Below are 16,402 nucleotides of genomic sequence, written 5' to 3'. Positions count from 1 at the left end.
TGCAAATGGCAATTTTTTGATGGCGTCATTCAAGATAGGGAATACGTCGGTATTTCACAAATAACAAAGTAATCTGATCGTCGCACATTGAGTATGATCCAGGGCATAAAAACCACCATGAATTGTCAAATTGCCACGCCTTGGATCGCTCGACGGCGCGCCGCCAGTTGGCCAGTCGCAGTTGGCTCTCCGCCGCAGCCATGGCGGGCTCGAAGCGCCGTTCCATGCTCCAGTGCGTGGCCAATTCCTCCGGTGACGACCAGAAGCCGACCGCGAGACCGGCCAGATAGGCCGCCCCGAGCGCCGACGTTTCGGTCACGGCTGGCCGCACCACCTGGACGCCCAGAATGTCGGCCTGGAATTGCATCAGAAGGTTGTTGCTGGCGGCTCCGCCATTGACCCGCAACTCACTCAGGGGCAGCGCGGAATCGGCCTGCATGGCCTGCAGTACGTCGGCAGTCTGGTAAGCGATGCTTTCCAGCGCCGCCCGCGCAATATGCGCGCGCCCGGTACCGCGGGTCATGCCGACCAGGGTGCCGCGCGCATAGGGATCCCAATGCGGCGCGCCGAGGCCGGCGAATGCCGGCACCAGCATGACGCCGCCAGTGTCGGCCACCGACCCGGCCAGGGCTTCCACCTCGGATGCGTGCTGGATAATTTGCAAACAATCTCGTAGCCACTGGATCGTGGCACCCGCCATGAAGACACTGCCTTCCAGCATGTAGGTGGTGTCGGCACCCGACCGCCCCTCGAGCGTCCAGCCGATAGTGGACAACAGGCGGTTTTGCGAGCGGATGGCAGTATGTCCCGTATTCATCAGCATGAAACAGCCCGTGCCGTAAGTATTTTTGGCCATGCCGGGGTGGTGGCAGGCCTGGCCGAAAGTGGCTGCCTGCTGGTCGCCGGCTAGGCCTGCCAGCAGCACCGGTGCGCCGAAGCAATCCGGGTGGCAGTGGCCGATCCTGGCATTGGCGGGGACCACGGTCGGCAGGATGGCGCGTGGAATATCCAGCAGCTCGAGCAGTTCATCATCCCACTGCAGGCTGTGCAGGTTGAACAGCATGGTGCGCGAGGCATTGCTGGTGTCGGTGACATGCGCGCCGGTCAGTTTGAAGGCGAGCCAGGAATCGATCGTGCCGAAGGCGAGTTCGCCGCGCTCTGCGCGCTCTCGGGCGCCTGCGACATGCGCCAGCAGCCATTGAATCTTGGTGGCGGAAAAATAGGCATCCAGCTCCAGGCCGGTCTTGGCCTGCACCAGATCGGCCAGGCCCCGTTGCCGCAGCGCGTCGCAGGCGGCGGCCGTGCGCCGGTCTTGCCAGACGATGGCATTGGCGACCGGTTTGCCGGTGACGCGGTCCCAGAGCACGGTGGTTTCGCGCTGGTTGCTGATGCCAATGGCGGCAATTGCGGCGGGCGACAGCTGATTTTCGCGCAGAACCTGGCGTGCCACCGCGAGCTGGGTTTCCCAGATTTCATTGGCATCGTGCTCGACCCAGCCTGGCTGCGGGAATATCTGCCGGAACTCTTGCTGGGCGCAGCCGCGGATGTGCCCGCCATGATCGAACAGGATGGCGCGTGAACTGGTGGTGCCCTGATCCAGCGCGAGTATGTATTGCGGCATGGGGGATCCAATCAAACCTGACAATGTGCGCTGCTGACCACAACGACGGCCATTCAGCCTTGCCGGCTATCGACATCGGACGTGCTTTTTGTGATGATACTGCAGCATTTCGCGGTACAACCCGAACAGAGAAGGAAATTCATGAAGGCAACAACATCGCCGGTGCGCGTGGCGTTTCTGGGAATTGGCCTGATGGGCCAGCCGATGGCGTCGCGGCTGCTGCGGGCGGGATATCCGCTCACCGTATGGAACCGTACGCCAGCCAAGGCCATGGAACTGGAGGGGTTGGGTGCCAACGTCGCCGATACGCCAGCGGCAGCGGCCAGCCAGGCCGATATCGTCATCACCATGCTGGGGGACGGCGCGGCGGTGGCCGCAGTCATCGACCTGGCCGCGGCCGGCTTGCGCACCGGGATGCTGGTGATCGACATGAGTTCGACCCGGCAAGCCGAAGCGCAGGCGCTGCACGCCAAACTGCAGGCATTGGGCGTGGCCTTCATCGATGCGCCCGTTTCGGGTGGCGTGGTAGGCGCCGAAGCGGGCAGCCTGGCAATCATGGCGGGGGGCGCCGAGCAGGATTTCGCTCGGGTCGAGGCGTTGTTGCAGGTGCTGGGCCGGCCCACTCTGGTCGGGCCGGCGGGTTGCGGCCAGCTGGCCAAATTGTGCAACCAGCTGATCGTCGGCGGGACTCTCAACATCGTTGCCGAAGCCCTGCTGCTGGCACAGGCCGGTGGCGCCGATCCGGTGGCGGTGCGTGCGGCAATCCGTGGCGGTTTTGCCGAGAGCCGTATCCTGGAAGTGCATGGGCAACGCATGTTGGAGCGCAATTTCCTCCCGGGCGGCCAAGTCAAGAGCCAGACCAAGGACCTGGAAAACGTCCTGGTCGCGGCTGTTGCCGCCGGCATTCGTCTGCCGGTCACAGAACTGGTAACCGAGCGCTACCGCAGCATTCTTGCCGCGCTGCCGCTAGCCGACCAGTCGGCAGCACTGCTGGCACTGGAGCGCATCAATCCGGGCGTGCGGGTTGGCACCCGGCCGGACCAGTTGCCTTAATGGCGGCCGGACCTGCCGTTTTTCAGATCACCGTACGAGAAAATTGAAACCTATGAAGCGAATTGGTGTGTTACTGGCGATGTCGTTGGCAATTGGCGGCTGCGTATCCAACCCGTCGGCGGAACAGGCGTCGCAGGATGGTGCGGCTGCGCCGGCGCAACCGCTGGCCGACCGTCTGACAATGTTCTCCGGCGGCCCGGCGGGCGGGCTGCCGCAGGGCTGGCAGCCGATGGTGATCTTCAAGCAGAAGAAGCGCACCGATTACAGTCTGGTCGCGGAACAGGAGCGGACGGTGCTGCGCGCGCTGTCGGCGAATGCTTCGTCGGGACTGATGCAGCACGTCAGCATCGAACCGCGCGAGCAGCCGTTGCTGCGCTGGCAGTGGAAGATCGGCAGCCTGGGGGAACGCATCGTGCAGGCGCAGGAGTTGATGGAGGATGCGCCGGCTCGCATCATCCTGGGCTTCGACGGCGACAAGGGCGAGCTGTCGTTTTCCGAACAGATCCAGTTCGAAACCGCCAAATTGATTACCGGGCACGATTTTCCCTACGCGACCCTGATGTACGAGTGGCATGGCAATGAACCGGCTGGCACCATCAGGCAGAACAAGCGTTCCAGCCGGATCCGCAGCGTGGTTGTGCAGAGTGGAACTGACGCCATTGGCAAGTGGCGCGAGTTCGAGCGCAACATCGTCGAGGATTTCGAGCACGCCTATGGCGAAAAGCCAGGGCGCCTGATTGGCGTCGGCATCCTCACCGACAGCGACTATACCGGCGAGACGGTGGAAGCCTGGTATGGCGATATCCGCCTGCTGTCGCAGAACCGGTAGCGCTTACGCAGCTGGCCGGGCCAGCCAGGCTTGCGCCAGCCGCACCCAGTAACTGGCGCCGATCGGCAGCAGTTCATCGTTGAAATCGTAGCTGGGGTTGTGCAGGTTGCATGGCCCCAGGCCGTGGCCGGCGGCACGGTGCTGTCCTTCGCCGTTACCGAGGAAGACATAGCAGCCCGGTTTTTCCTGCAGCATGAAGGCGAAGTCTTCCGCCCCCATGGTCGGTTCTACTGCGGTGTCGACTTGTTCCGCACCGACCATGGCTTGCAGTACTTCGACGGCAAACGCAGTTTCGCGCGCGTGGTTGACCAGGGCGGGATAGTTGCGCTGGAAGCGGAAATCGACCTGCGCCTCGAAGGCCGCCGCAGTATGGGCGGCGATCTGTTCCATCCTCGCTTCGATCATGTCCAGCGTGGCAGTGCTGAAGGTGCGCACGGTCCCGATCATGCGTGCTTCGTCGGGAATGATATTGGTGGCGCTGCCGGCGTGGATCTGGGTAATCGACAGTACGGCGGCCTCAAGGGGGTTGCGGTTGCGCGAGATGATGGTTTGCCAGCCCTGCGCGATCTGCATCGCCACCATGATCGGGTCGATGCCCTTGTGCGGCTGCGCGGCATGGGCGCCCTTGCCGCGGATGACGGCTTCGAATTCATTCGAGGATGCCATCATCGGGCCGGGCACCACGCCGAATTGGCCAGCCGGTATTCCAGGCCAGTTATGCAGGCTGAATACGGCATCCATCGGGCATTGCTCGAACAGGCCGTCTTCGATCATGCGCCGGGCGCCGCCGCCGCCTTCTTCCGCCGGCTGGAAAATCAGGTAGATGGTGCCGTCGAAATCGCGCTGCCGGGCCAGGTGCCGGGCAGCACCCAGCAGCATTGCGGTATGGCCGTCGTGGCCGCAGGCGTGCATCTTGCCGGCATGGCGCGACGCATGCGGGAAACTGTTGATTTCCTGGAGTGGCAACGCATCCATGTCGGCGCGCAGGCCCAGCGCCCGTGTGCTTGCGCCATTCCTGAGTATGCCGACCACGCCGGTGCCGCCAAGGCCGCGCAATACCGGTATGCCCCATTCGCCCAGTTTTTGCGCCACTACGCCGGCGGTGCGCTTCTCTTCAAATGCGAGTTCGGGATGGGCGTGGATGTCATGCCGGATTTGCCGTAGTTCGCTCTGGGACTCTAGTATGGAATCGATCAATTTCATGGCTGTTGCCGGCGCGGGCAGTGACATAAGTATTAGCGGGCCTGTCGATCCGCCTCCGGTTTGCTCGTGGTGTTTGCATATATATTACGCTACTGTGCCGCCACCCGTCGCCCGCCGGCTGCGCTTTTGACAAGCTTCGACTTGGTTTTTCCTGACGGCTGAACTTTTTCGGCTGTGTAAGTCTCATTAAAGGGGAAGTGCTGGGCCAATCACGGTATAGACGGAATTTTGCGGTTTTTGTTGTCAGGAGTGGAGCAAGGCATGGTTAAAAAGTGGCGGATCGGTTTGTTGTGCGGACTGGCGATGCTTGCTGGCGGTTGCACCCAGCTGGGTTATTTCGTGCAGGCCGCGCAAGGCCAGCTTTCATTGATGGCGCAGGCCCGGCCGATCGATGACTGGCTGGCGGATCCGGCGGCAGCCGACAAGCTGAAAGCCCGGCTGGCCAGGGTCAAGGAGATACGCCACTTTGCCGCGCATACGCTGGGCTTGCCGGACAATGGCACTTTCACCACCTATGCTGAATTGAAGCGACCTTATGTCTTGTGGAATGTCGTGGCCACGCCAACGCTGTCGCTGCAGGCAAGGCAATGGTGTTTTCCGATTGCGGGTTGCGTAAATTATCGCGGTTATTACAGCAAGGAAGAGGCGCAGACCTATGCCGCCGCACTGCGCAGCGAGCATTACGATGTCCAGATTTCCGGCGTACCCGCCTATTCGACCCTGGGCTGGTTCGACGATCCGGTATTGTCGACTTTCGTCGAGTATCCCGAAGCGGAACTGGCGCGCCTGATGTTCCATGAACTGGCGCATCAGGTTGCCTATGTGCCCGGCGATTCTCGTTTCAATGAATCCTTCGCAGTCGCGGTCGAGGAGGTCGGTGTGGAGCGCTGGCTTGACACCTATGGGGACGAGAAAATGCGGGCCGGCTACCGTGCGCAAACGGCGCGCAAGCAGGATTTCCTGGCGCTGTTGCTGAAGACGCGCCAGGCGCTGCAAGCCAATTACGCCAGCACTGCCAGCGACCAGCAGAAAAACACCAACAAAATGCAGATTTTCCAGTCCATGCAAGAGGACTATCGGACATTGAAGCAAGGCTGGGGCGGCTATGCCGGCTACGACCGCTGGTTTGCCGAGCCGCTGAACAATGCCCATCTGGCGCTGGTGGCAACCTATCATGACTTCGTGCCGGGATTCCGCGCCTTGCTGCACCAGGAAAAAGACCTCGGCAAATTTTATGCGGCGGTGCGTACGCTTGCGGCGCTGGACCAGTCGCAACGGTCTCAGCGCCTGGCGGGCCTGGTGCCCGTCATTCCCGCCCCTGGACAGGCCGTCATGGCCGAAGGCGAGGGACTGCTGGCCCATAATCATTAGTAATGTGCCGCACCGCAATATTCTTGCGTGAATAGGAAAATTGATCGAATATTGCCTAAAACACTTGCACCTGAAAGCTTCGCCCGCTAGCATCGAGTTTGAACAATAGCAAGTTGTTCGGCAATCGGTGCAATTGGCAAATACTTATAAAGAGAGACAAGGGCATACATGGACAAGTTTTGGCTAAAATCTTACCCTGCTGGAATTCCTGCCGAAATTGACCTGGGTCAGTATCATTCCCTGGTTCACCTGCTAGAAGAGTCATTCCAAAAATATGCGACGCGCGATGCTTTTGTCAGCATGGACAAGACCATCACGTTCGCCGAAGTCGATGCGATGTCGAAAAAGCTGGCGGCGTGGTTGCAATCCAGGGGATTGCAAAAAGGTGCGCGCGTAGCCCTCATGATGCCCAATGTATTGCAATATCCGGTGGCGATGGCTGCGGTATTGCGTGCCGGCTATATTGTAGTCAATGTCAATCCTTTGTATACGCCACGTGAACTGGAACACCAGTTGGTCGATTCCGGGGCTGAAGCGATCGTCATCCTGGAAAATTTTGCGCATATCCTGCAGCAAGTGATCGCCAAAACCCAGATCAAGCATGTGGTGGTGGCGAGCATGGGCGAACTGCTCGGCGGTGCCAAGGGCATGCTGGTCAATTTCGTCGTACGCCATGTCAAGAAAATGGTGCCGTCCTATGCATTGCCGGGCGCGGTATCTTTCAACAAGGCCCTGGCCGATGCCGCGCGCATGAATTTGCGTCCAGTGAGCTTGACCCAGGACGATATCGCTTTTCTGCAATATACCGGTGGTACTACGGGCATCGCCAAAGGCGCGACTTTGCTGCATCGTAATGTGCTGGCCAATGTGCTGCAGTCGGATGTGTGGCTGGCGCCCGGACTGGACAAGGCGCCGAAGGTTGAGCAAGTCGTGATGGTGTGCGCATTGCCGCTTTACCATATCTTCGCGCTGACAACCTGCTTTTTGCTGGGCACACGTATCGGTGCGCTCAACATCCTGATCGCCAATCCCCGCGATATTCCGGGATTCATCAAGACGCTGTCGAAATACCGCTTCAACATGCTTCCTGCGGTAAATACGTTGTTCAACGGCTTGTTGAACAATCCGGAATTTGCCAAGCTGGATTTTTCGGCGCTGAAGATCAGCGTTGGCGGTGGCATGGCGGTGCAAAAGGCGGTAGCCGACCAGTGGATCAAAATCACCGGATGTCCCATTGCTGAAGGCTATGGTTTGTCGGAAACGTCACCGGTGGTGACCTGCAACCTGGCCGATGCCAAGGAGTTCAGCGGCACGATCGGTTTACCGTTCCCTTCCACTGAAGTTGTCATGCTCGATGATGCCGGCAATGCCGTGCCGGTGGGGCAGTCCGGCGAAATCGCCGTGCGTGGTCCCCAAGTCATGGCGGGATACTGGCGGCGTCCGGACGAAACCGCCAAAGCCATGACGCCGGACGGTTTTTTCAAGACCGGTGACATTGGTATCATGGATGAGCGCGGTTATGTTCGTATCGTCGACCGCAAGAAGGACATGATCCTGGTATCCGGTTTCAATGTCTATCCGAATGAAATCGAGGGCGTGGTTGCCGAACATCCCGGCGTACTGGAATGCGCCTGCGTCGGCGTGCCTGACCCCCATTCCGGCGAGGCAGTCAAGCTGTATGTGGTGCGCAAGGATCCATCGCTGACGGTGGAACAATTGATGGATTATTGCAAGCAGCAGTTCACGGGGTACAAGCGGCCAAAATTCATCGAATTCCGCGATGCGCTGCCGAAAACCAACGTCGGCAAGATCCTGCGCCGGGAGTTGCGCGACGAACAGAAAACGGGTTGATTGTCAGGATCGGGCCGGGCTCCGGTCTGATCCGCCAGCCCCCAAGACCGCCTGCCTGACCGGTGGTTTTTTTCGGACGTAGCGTTTGGAGCGGGTGGGCTAGTCCAGAACCGGCAAGGTGCGTGGCTTGCGTTCTTCGTCGGTGGCCACGTAAGTCAGCGTGGCTTCGGTGACCTTGACCGTTTCCGCCTGCAGGCGGTTGCGCTCGGCATACACTTCCACGTTGACAGTGATCGATGTTTTGCCGACCTTGACGATGTCCGCATAAAAAGTCAGCACATCCCCGATGAATACCGGGTGTTTGAAAAGAAAGGAATTCACTGCAATCGTAGCGACCCGGCCATTGGCGCGCCGCGCCGCAGGCAGCGAACCGGCAATGTCGACTTGCGCCATGATCCAGCCCCCAAATACGTCGCCATGGATGTTGGCATCGGCCGGCATCGGCAGAACGCGCAATTCCGGCATTTTTCCTGGTGGTAGGGTGGTGCGCTGTTCGTTCGACATTCGGTCTTTCCAGTAATTTCAGTTTTTCAATCGCGGCCATCGCAGTGGCAGGGATTGATAGAATGGATGTATTTCATCGCTTGTTTGTCCAAGCATAAACCATTCTGATCGTTTTTCCTTCCCGTAATGCGACGCAATTCCAATTCCGAGCCAGCTCCCGTCATGCCGTCCAGCCACCAGCGCCGTGACTGGACCACCATCAAGACCCTGTTGCCGTACCTGTGGGCGTACAAGGGGCGGGTCATGCTGGCGCTGGCTTTCCTGGTCGGCGCCAAGTTGGCCAATGTCGGCGTGCCGCTGGTCCTGAAGCACCTGGTGGATCACCTCACGCTCGGCCCCGGACAAACGCGCGCGTTGCTGGCGCTGCCGATCGGCTTGCTGCTGGCGTATGGCTTGTTGCGCCTGTCCACCACCTTGTTTACCGAATTGCGCGAATTCGTGTTCGCCAGGGTGACCCAGCGCGCGGTGCGCACGATTGCCCTGCAAGTGTTTCGCCACCTGCATGCGCTGTCGCTGCGCTTCCACCTGAACCGGCAAACCGGCGGCATGACGCGCGACATCGAGCGCGGCACGCGCGGCGTATCTTCGCTGGTGTCGTACACGCTGTTTTCCATCTTGCCGACCCTGATTGAAATCGGCCTGGTGATCGGCTACCTGGTGCTGCAATACGATATCTGGTTTTCCGTGATTACCGCCGGCGCGCTGGTCACCTATATCGCTTTCACCGTCGTGGTGACTGAGTGGCGCACGCATTTCCGGCGCAGCATGAACGAGCTGGATTCGAAAGCCAATACCAAGGCCATCGATTCGCTGATCAATTATGAAACGGTCAAATACTTTGGCAATGAAGAGCTCGAGGCGCGGCGCTACGATCAGGACTTTCAGCGCTATGAAAATGCGGCAGTCAAGTCGCAAACCTCGCTCTCGCTGCTGAATACCGGGCAGTCGCTGATCATTGCGGCGGCCGTGACCCTGATTCTCTGGCGCGCCACCAGCGGCGTGATCGATGGCAGCATGAGTCTGGGCGATCTGGTGCTGGTGAATGCCTTCATGATCCAGTTGTATATCCCGCTCAATTTCCTTGGCGTGATTTATCGCGAAATCAAGCAGAGCCTGGCCGACATGGATCGCCTGTTTTCGCTGTTGCAGCAGGAGCGCGAAGTGGCCGATGCGCCGCATGCGAGGCCACTGGTGATTGTCGGCGCCGAAGTGCGTTTCGAGCATGTCAATTTTTCTTATGAAAGCAATCGCCAGATTCTTGCCGATGTCGATTTCACCATCGCCGCCGGCACGACCACCGCAGTGGTCGGCCACAGCGGTTCCGGCAAGTCGACGCTGGCGCGCCTCTTGTTCCGGTTTTACGATATCCAGGCTGGCCGCATCACCATCGATGGCCAGGAATTGCGCGATGTCACGCAAGCCTCGCTGCGTCAGGCGATCGGCATCGTGCCGCAGGATACCGTGCTGTTCAACGATACGATCGAATACAACATTGCCTATGGCAAGCCAGGCGCGTCGCATGAGGATATCGTCGCCGCGGCGCGGGCGGCGGCGATCCATGATTTCATTGTCTCGCTGCCGGAAGGGTACAACACCATGGTGGGCGAGCGCGGCCTGAAATTGTCGGGCGGTGAAAAGCAGCGCGTGGCCATCGCCCGCACATTATTGAAAAATCCGGCGATTCTGATTTTCGACGAGGCGACGTCGGCGCTCGATTCCCGCGCCGAACAGGCGATCCAGGCGCAGTTGAAAGAGATCGCCAAAGACCGCACCACGCTGGTGATCGCGCATCGCCTGTCGACCATCGCCGATGCCGCGCAAATCCTGGTGCTGGACCACGGCAGGCTCGTCGAGCGCGGCACGCATGCCGGCTTGCTGGCGGCGCAAGGCGTGTATGCGCAAATGTGGGCCAGGCAGCAGGCGCAAACGGCGCCTGCTGCCGGCGAGGCGAGCGCCGATGCCGACATCGGCACTTCGGGCGCTTCCAGCGCTGTTGCATAAATACCCGGGACAAGGACGACGGCGGCCATGGCGGCCGTATCCTTGCTAAGATGGGTGGGTTGAAGTTTGCGGGTTCAAGATCGACGCAGCGGACCACGGAGGAGACACATGCCCACTTCCCATCAAATCCCCAGCTACCTGACCCAGCATGACATCGGCCCCTGGGGCGTCTATCTCGAGCAGATCGATCGCGTCACGCCTTATCTCGGCGCGCTGGCGCCCCTGGTGGAAACCCTGAAACGCCCCAAGCTGATCCTGGCGGTGGATGTGCCGATCCGGCGCGACGATGGCAGCATCGCCCATTTCGAAGGTTACCGGGTGCAGCACAATACCGCGCGCGGCCCGGGCAAGGGCGGGGTGCGCTTCCACCAGAGTGTCACCTTGTCGGAAGTGATGGCCCTGGCGGCCTGGATGACGGTGAAGAATGCCGCAGTGAATGTGCCGTATGGTGGCGCCAAGGGCGGCATCCGGGTCGATCCAAAGACCCTTTCGCGCGGCGAGCTGGAGCGCATGACGCGGCGCTACACCAGCGAGATCGGCATCATCATCGGCCCGACCAAGGATATCCCGGCGCCTGACGTCAATACTAACGAGCAAGTCATGGCCTGGATGATGGATACGTATTCCATGAACGCGGGTAATACAGTATCGGGCGTGGTCACCGGCAAGCCGGTGTCGCTGGGTGGCAGCCTCGGGCGTCAGGCCGCTACCGGGCGTGGCTTGTTCGTGGTCGCTTGCGAGGCCGCCGCGAGGAGCGGGCTGGCGATCGGCGGGGCACGCATCGCCATCCAGGGTTTCGGCAATGTGGGCGGCGTCGCCGCGCGTCTGTTCGCCGAAGCCGGCGCGAAGGTTGTCGCGGTGCAGGACCATCTGGCCACGGTGGTGCGCGACAGCGGACTGGATACCGCTGCGCTGCTGGTGCATGCGGCTGCAAGCGGCACGGTGGCCGGGTTTGCCGGCGCCGACACCCTGCCGGAGCAGGACGCCTTCTGGGCGGTCGATTGCGATATCCTGGTGCCGGCGGCGCTGGAGCAGCAGATTACCGCGGCCAACGCCCATGTCATCCGCGCTTCGATCATTGTCGAAGGCGCCAATGGCCCGACCACGCCGGCCGCCGACGACATCCTGCAAGACAAGGGCGTGTTGATTGTGCCGGATGTGATCGCCAACGCCGGCGGCGTCACCGTCAGCTATTTCGAATGGGTGCAGGATTTTTCCAGCTTTTTCTGGACCGAGGATGAAATCAACCAGCGCCTGACGCGCATCATGCGCGAAGCCTTTGCCGCCGTCTGGCAACTGGCCGAAGAGCGCAAAGTGTCGCTGCGCACTGCCGCCTTTATCGTCGGCTGCAGCCGGGTATTGCAGGCGCACGAGATGCGCGGCCTGTATCCCTGAAGCGGCGCTGGTCCGCGCCGGCCGTCCGACCGTCGCGCGGAAGGGGGCAGGAACGGTGCAGGAAAGGTAAAATGGCGGCTCGACAGAATGAGCCAGCGAGCCGCCATGCCTACCCCAGCAAACCTTCCCGTCAGCATCACCATCACCCGTCCCGACGACTGGCACCTGCACCTGCGCGATGGCGCGGTTCTCGCCGATGTCTTGCCGCATACCGCGCGGCAGTTCGCGCGCGCCATCGTCATGCCGAACCTGAAACCGCCCGTGACCACCACTGAACAGGCCGCCGCCTACCGCGCGCGCATCCTGGCGGCGCTGCCGGCCGGCCTGCAGTTTGAACCGCTGATGACCTTGTACCTGACTGACAACACCCCGGCCGATGAAATCCGCCGTGCCAAGGACAGCGGTTTCATCCACGCGTTGAAGCTTTACCCGGCCGGCGCCACCACCAATTCGGACGCCGGCGTGACCGACCTGACCAAGTGCTACAAGACCCTGGAAGTGATGCAGGAACTGGGCCTGCCGCTGCTGGTGCATGGCGAGGTGACCGATCCGGCGGTCGATGTGTTTGACCGCGAAGCTGTGTTCATCGAACGGGTGATGCAGCCCTTGCGCCAGGCCTTGCCTGAACTGAAAGTGGTGTTCGAGCACATCACCACACGCGAGGCTGCCGATTATGTGGCGGCGGCCGATCGTTTTGTCGGCGCCACCATCACGGCCCACCACTTGCTGTACAACCGCAACGAGATTTTCAAGGGCGGCATCCGCCCGCATTACTATTGCCTGCCGATCCTGAAGCGCGAAGAGCATCGCCTGGCGCTGGTCAAGGCGGCCACGTCCGGCAGTGCCAAATTTTTCCTCGGCACCGATTCGGCGCCGCATCCAAAGGGCTTGAAGGAACATGCCTGCGGTTGCGCCGGCTGCTACACTGCGCTGCATGCGTTGGAACTGTATACGCAAGCCTTTGATGCCGCCGGGGCGCTCGACAAGCTGGAAGCCTTTGCCAGCTTCAATGGCCCGGCGTTTTATGGCTTGCCGCGCAATGCCGGCAGCGTGACCCTGACGCGCGAAGCCTGGACCTTGCCAGTCGAATTGCCCTTCGGCGAGACCAGCCTGGTGCCGCTGAACGCCGGCGAGACGATAGCCTGGAAGCTGGCCTAAGCGGACCGACCGGCCAGCATCGATGGCGGCGCCTTTTCTGCAGCAGATTGATTGGGAAAGGCCGTGGCTATCGTTATTGCGGCCAAGCGCACAGCCCATCCTGGCCGCGCCGGACTGGCGCGCCGCCCTGAACGATGCCGCGCATGCCGCAGGGCTTTGCAACCAGCGTGGCTTGCCGATCCGTTTCGTGCCGCAAGCCGATCTGCCGGCTGGCGTCGCTTATGAGGAATTCATCGGCGCGACCGGCGGTGTGCCGACCCGCGACAACCTGCATGATTTTTTCAATGCGCTGGTCTGGCTTACCTTTCCGACCATCAAAAAACAATTGAATGCCTTGCAGGCAGCGGAAATCACCAGCCGGGCGGCACGCGTCATTACCGAAGACAAGCCAGGCGGCGCGCGCGGCAAGTTGCGCGATGCGGCGACGATTTTCGATGAAAATGCAGCCTTGCTGGTGTGCTCTGATCCGCAGTGGGTTGACGCCTTGCGCGCCCATCGCTGGCAAGAAACCTTGCTGGAACAGCGGCCGGCGTTCGGCAATTCCGTTGAAATTTTCCTGTTCGGCCACGCCCTGATGGAAAAACTGGTCGCCCCCTACAAAGCGATCACCGCACACACCTGGGTGGTGCCGGCGGATGCGGGGTTCTTTTCACTATCCCGGCCACAACAGTGCGCATGGATAGACGATACGATCACACGGCAATTGCAAGACGGTTTGCGCACAGGCGATTTCACGCCCTTGCCCGTGCTTGGTGTGCCCGGCTGGTGCGCTGGGCAGGATGCGGATTTCTATGCCGACCGGCAGGTATTTCGTCCACCGCGGCGCGCGGCATGAAAAAAGCCGCCAGGCGCGAACCTGGCGGCTTTGGTGCTGCAAAGCGTGAGAATTAACGCTTCGAGAATTGCTTTGCGCGACGTGCTTTGCGCAGGCCGACCTTCTTACGCTCGACTTCACGTGCATCGCGGGTAACGAAGCCGGCTTTCGACAGTTCCGGTTTCAGCGCTGCATCGTAATCGATCAGGGCGCGGGTGATGCCGTGACGCACAGCACCCGACTGGCCGGATTCGCCGCCGCCATGGACGTTGACCATGATGTCGAACGTTTCCAGGTTGCTGGTCAGTTCCAGCGGCTGACGGATCACCATCAGGCCGGTTTCGCGCGAAAAATATTCCGAAGCCGGTTTGCCGTTGACAGTGATCTTGCCGCTGCCTGCCTTGATGAACACGCGCGCCACTGCACTCTTGCGACGGCCGGTTCCGTAGTTGTAGTTACCGATCATGTCCGTTCCTTACAGTTCGAGTGCTTGGGGTTGCTGGGCAGCGTGCGGATGGGAGGCTTCCGCGTACACTTTCAGCTTCTTGATCATCGCGTAGCCGAGCGGGCCCTTGGGCAGCATGCCCTTGACGGCTTTTTCCAGCGCGCGACCGGGAAAACGCGCTTGCATTTTCTCGAAATTGGTTTCGTAGATACCGCCCGGATAACCGGAGTGACGGTAGTACTTCTTGTTCAGGGCCTTGGTGCCGGTAACGCGCAACTTGCCTGCGTTGATCACGACGATGAAATCGCCCGTGTCGACGTGCGGAGTGAATTCGGGTTTGTGCTTGCCGCGCAGTCGGAGTGCCACTTCGCTGGCAACACGTCCGAGGACTTTGTCCGTCGCGTCAACCACGAACCAATCGCGCTGGACCTCGTGGCCTTTTGCGGAGAAGGTTTTCATGATGACTTCCTAATGGGATAAATGCTCAATAATGGCGGTTCCGCTTGCCCAACAGCAGCGTTTTGCGGACTCGACCTTGTTATCTTCTTTCTGAGCAAATGAAAGAACCGAAAATTATAGCCTTTTCAAAGGCTTGCCGTCAAATTCTATGCCCATCGGGTTTCGGCCGGCATAAAAAAAGCCCGAAGCAATGAGGCTTCGGGCTGAAATCCACGCCAAAGGAGGAGGGTGGAGGAGACAAAGCTTGATTGCATCCGTTTTGAATAAACACCCGCAATCGATGAAACCAGTGTAGGTAAGCTTATTGTGCAATGCAAGAAAATTATGCAATTTACATCCGGATAAATCAATTCCCATTCAGGTGAAATATTTTTATTGTTTAAATTCAATCACTTGTAAATTGAGATGAGTTCTTCGATTATTGCTGCGGCGTAGCAATTTCGCCGCAATTCCTGCTCTTTTGAAATCTTTTTCGCAACAATCGTCACTGTTGCCCTTGCTTATTCAGCCGGCGAGAACAGCTACAATAATGGCACTTAATTGAGGAATGGATCGACCATGGAATGCACAGTGCGCTGGGCCGGCTTGTCCGGGATGACTTTTTTGGCGGAAACCGGTTCCGGCCATGTAGTGGCGATGGATGGAGCCCCTGAAGGGGGCGGGCGCAATCTGGCGCCGCGCCCGATGGAAGTGGTGCTGGCCGGCACGGGGGGCTGCACTGCCTACGATGTGGTACTTATCTTGCGCAAAAGCGGTCAGGACATCCGCGGTTGCGATGTCAGCCTGAAATCGGAGCGTGCCGAAAAAGACCCGAAAGTCTTTACCAAGATCCACTTCCACTTCATCGTTCGCGGCCGCAACCTGAAATCCAACCTGGTCGAGCGGGCAATCAAGCTGTCGCACGAAAAATATTGTTCCGCTTCGATCATGCTGGAAAAAACCGCTGAAATGACGCATTCCTTCGAGATCGTCGAAGATGATGCGGCGCCGCAAGCGGCATGAGGCTATAAATAATAGGCTGTCGATGTCATGAGCTTGGCCATGCCGCGCATGGCCAGCTGCACTGGCGCCGGCAAGCTGGCTGCGCCAAGCCCATTGGCCGCGGCCCCGTGCGCCACCTCATCCTGGCGCATTTGTTCGACAATGGCGCGCGACTTGGCATCCTCGGCCGGTAGAAGGTCCAGGTGGCTGTTCAAGTGCGCCTCGACCTGGCGCTCGGTTTCCACCACAAACCCCAGGCTTTGCGCATCGCCCAGGCGTGCGGCGACCAGGCCGATGGCGAAAGCGCCGGCATACCAGAGTGGATTCAGCAGGCTGGGGCGCGAATCGAGTTCGCGCAGGCGCTGCGCGGTCCATGCCAAGTGGTCTTCCTCTTCCCGTTGTGAAACCTCGAATTGTTGTCGCACAGCGTCGTTTTTGGCGAACAGTCCTTGTGAAGCGTACAGCGCTTGCGCGCACACTTCGCCGACGTGATTCACCCGCATCAGGCCCGCGCTGTGGCGGCGCTCGGCGGTATCCAGCACACTTTCGGGCGCCCCGCGCGCCGGGTTCGGCCGTCCGGCAGCGGTGATGCCGGCCACGGTTCGCAAGGCGCCATCCAGGCCGATGATGAATTTGTCGAGTCCGCGCATTTCGTTGACACTTCCTTAACTAACGTTGTCAGAGGCTTATCTATTAGAAATGAATTGTTGCACCGAA

The 16,402-nt window shown here is 60.2% G+C and carries 15 protein-coding genes; 9 read left to right on the top strand and 6 right to left on the bottom strand.

All coding sequences use genetic code 11. The annotated features are described in order from the left end of the window. Positions 1-25: 25 nt before the first annotated feature. The gene (glpK, locus tag D3878_RS12250) at positions 26-1,621 is read right to left on the bottom strand and encodes a glycerol kinase GlpK (protein WP_119785736.1); all 1,596 of its coding nucleotides are present in this window, start codon (positions 1,619-1,621) and stop codon (positions 26-28) included. Positions 1,622-1,762: 141 nt separating this feature from the next. Here glpK and D3878_RS12245 point away from each other — a divergent pair, with 141 nt between their 5' ends. After that, positions 1,763-2,674 carry an NAD(P)-dependent oxidoreductase gene (locus D3878_RS12245; RefSeq protein WP_119785735.1) on the top strand — a complete coding sequence of 304 codons (912 nt, stop codon included), beginning with the start codon at positions 1,763-1,765 and terminating at the stop codon, positions 2,672-2,674. Between the two features lie 52 nt (positions 2,675-2,726). Beyond that, the gene (locus tag D3878_RS12240; RefSeq protein ID WP_119785733.1) at positions 2,727-3,503 is read left to right on the top strand and encodes a DUF3047 domain-containing protein; all 777 of its coding nucleotides are present in this window, start codon (positions 2,727-2,729) and stop codon (positions 3,501-3,503) included. A 3-nt stretch (positions 3,504-3,506) separates the two neighbouring features. Here the strand turns inward: D3878_RS12240 and D3878_RS12235 are convergent, their stop codons facing one another. After that, positions 3,507-4,706, bottom strand: a complete 1,200-nt coding sequence (locus D3878_RS12235; RefSeq protein WP_119785732.1) for a M20 aminoacylase family protein — start codon at positions 4,704-4,706, stop codon at positions 3,507-3,509. 261 nt (positions 4,707-4,967) lie between these two features. On the opposite strand from D3878_RS12235, the gene D3878_RS12230 reads away from it, so the two are divergent. Together D3878_RS12230 and D3878_RS12225 are read left to right on the top strand one after the other, a co-directional pair. Then, complete coding sequence (locus D3878_RS12230; protein ID WP_119785730.1) at positions 4,968-6,077, top strand: aminopeptidase; 1,110 nt, start codon at positions 4,968-4,970, stop codon at positions 6,075-6,077. Between the two features lie 168 nt (positions 6,078-6,245). Then, the gene (locus D3878_RS12225) at positions 6,246-7,928 is read left to right on the top strand and encodes a long-chain fatty acid--CoA ligase (RefSeq protein ID WP_119785728.1); all 1,683 of its coding nucleotides are present in this window, start codon (positions 6,246-6,248) and stop codon (positions 7,926-7,928) included. Between the two features lie 99 nt (positions 7,929-8,027). On the opposite strand, the gene D3878_RS12220 is transcribed toward D3878_RS12225, so the two are convergent. Further along, positions 8,028-8,432: an acyl-CoA thioesterase gene (locus D3878_RS12220; protein WP_119785727.1), complete on the bottom strand. Its 405-nt coding sequence runs from the start codon at positions 8,430-8,432 to the stop codon at positions 8,028-8,030. Between the two features lie 126 nt (positions 8,433-8,558). Between D3878_RS12220 and D3878_RS12215 the strand changes: the two genes are divergently transcribed. The 4 genes from D3878_RS12215 to D3878_RS12200 all read left to right on the top strand — a co-directional run bounded on the left by D3878_RS12215 (position 8,559) and on the right by D3878_RS12200 (position 13,821). Continuing rightward, positions 8,559-10,433, top strand: a complete 1,875-nt coding sequence (locus D3878_RS12215; RefSeq protein WP_119785725.1) for an ABCB family ABC transporter ATP-binding protein/permease — start codon at positions 8,559-8,561, stop codon at positions 10,431-10,433. A 108-nt stretch (positions 10,434-10,541) separates the two neighbouring features. Beyond that, positions 10,542-11,828, top strand: a complete 1,287-nt coding sequence (locus tag D3878_RS12210) for a Glu/Leu/Phe/Val family dehydrogenase (protein WP_119785723.1) — start codon at positions 10,542-10,544, stop codon at positions 11,826-11,828. Between the two features lie 105 nt (positions 11,829-11,933). After that, positions 11,934-12,986: a dihydroorotase gene (gene pyrC, locus D3878_RS12205; RefSeq protein ID WP_119787864.1), complete on the top strand. Its 1,053-nt coding sequence runs from the start codon at positions 11,934-11,936 to the stop codon at positions 12,984-12,986. 22 nt (positions 12,987-13,008) lie between these two features. Next, a complete protein-coding gene (locus D3878_RS12200; RefSeq protein WP_119785722.1) occupies positions 13,009-13,821 on the top strand; it encodes a DUF3025 domain-containing protein in 813 nt (270 codons plus the stop codon). A gap of 52 nt (positions 13,822-13,873) precedes the next feature. Here D3878_RS12200 and rpsI read toward each other — a convergent pair whose 3' ends face one another. Further along, positions 13,874-14,266, bottom strand: coding sequence for a 30S ribosomal protein S9 (gene rpsI / locus D3878_RS12195; protein WP_119785720.1), 393 nt, complete (start codon positions 14,264-14,266; stop codon positions 13,874-13,876). 9 nt (positions 14,267-14,275) lie between these two features. Continuing rightward, positions 14,276-14,704: a 50S ribosomal protein L13 gene (gene rplM, locus D3878_RS12190; RefSeq protein WP_119785718.1), complete on the bottom strand. Its 429-nt coding sequence runs from the start codon at positions 14,702-14,704 to the stop codon at positions 14,276-14,278. A 558-nt stretch (positions 14,705-15,262) separates the two neighbouring features. On the opposite strand from rplM, the gene D3878_RS12185 reads away from it, so the two are divergent. Further along, positions 15,263-15,706: an OsmC family protein gene (locus D3878_RS12185; RefSeq protein ID WP_119785717.1), complete on the top strand. Its 444-nt coding sequence runs from the start codon at positions 15,263-15,265 to the stop codon at positions 15,704-15,706. Between the two features lie 2 nt (positions 15,707-15,708). On the opposite strand, the gene coq7 is transcribed toward D3878_RS12185, so the two are convergent. Next, positions 15,709-16,335, bottom strand: a complete 627-nt coding sequence (gene coq7, locus D3878_RS12180; RefSeq protein ID WP_119785716.1) for a 2-polyprenyl-3-methyl-6-methoxy-1,4-benzoquinone monooxygenase — start codon at positions 16,333-16,335, stop codon at positions 15,709-15,711. Positions 16,336-16,402 lie beyond the last annotated feature (67 nt).

It is taken from the genome of Noviherbaspirillum sedimenti, from assembly GCF_003590835.1.
Taxonomy (GTDB): domain Bacteria; phylum Pseudomonadota; class Gammaproteobacteria; order Burkholderiales; family Burkholderiaceae_D; genus Paucimonas; species Paucimonas sedimenti.
The sequence above is the reverse complement of the archived record's forward strand: the minus strand, read 5'-3'. Positions and strand labels throughout refer to the sequence as shown.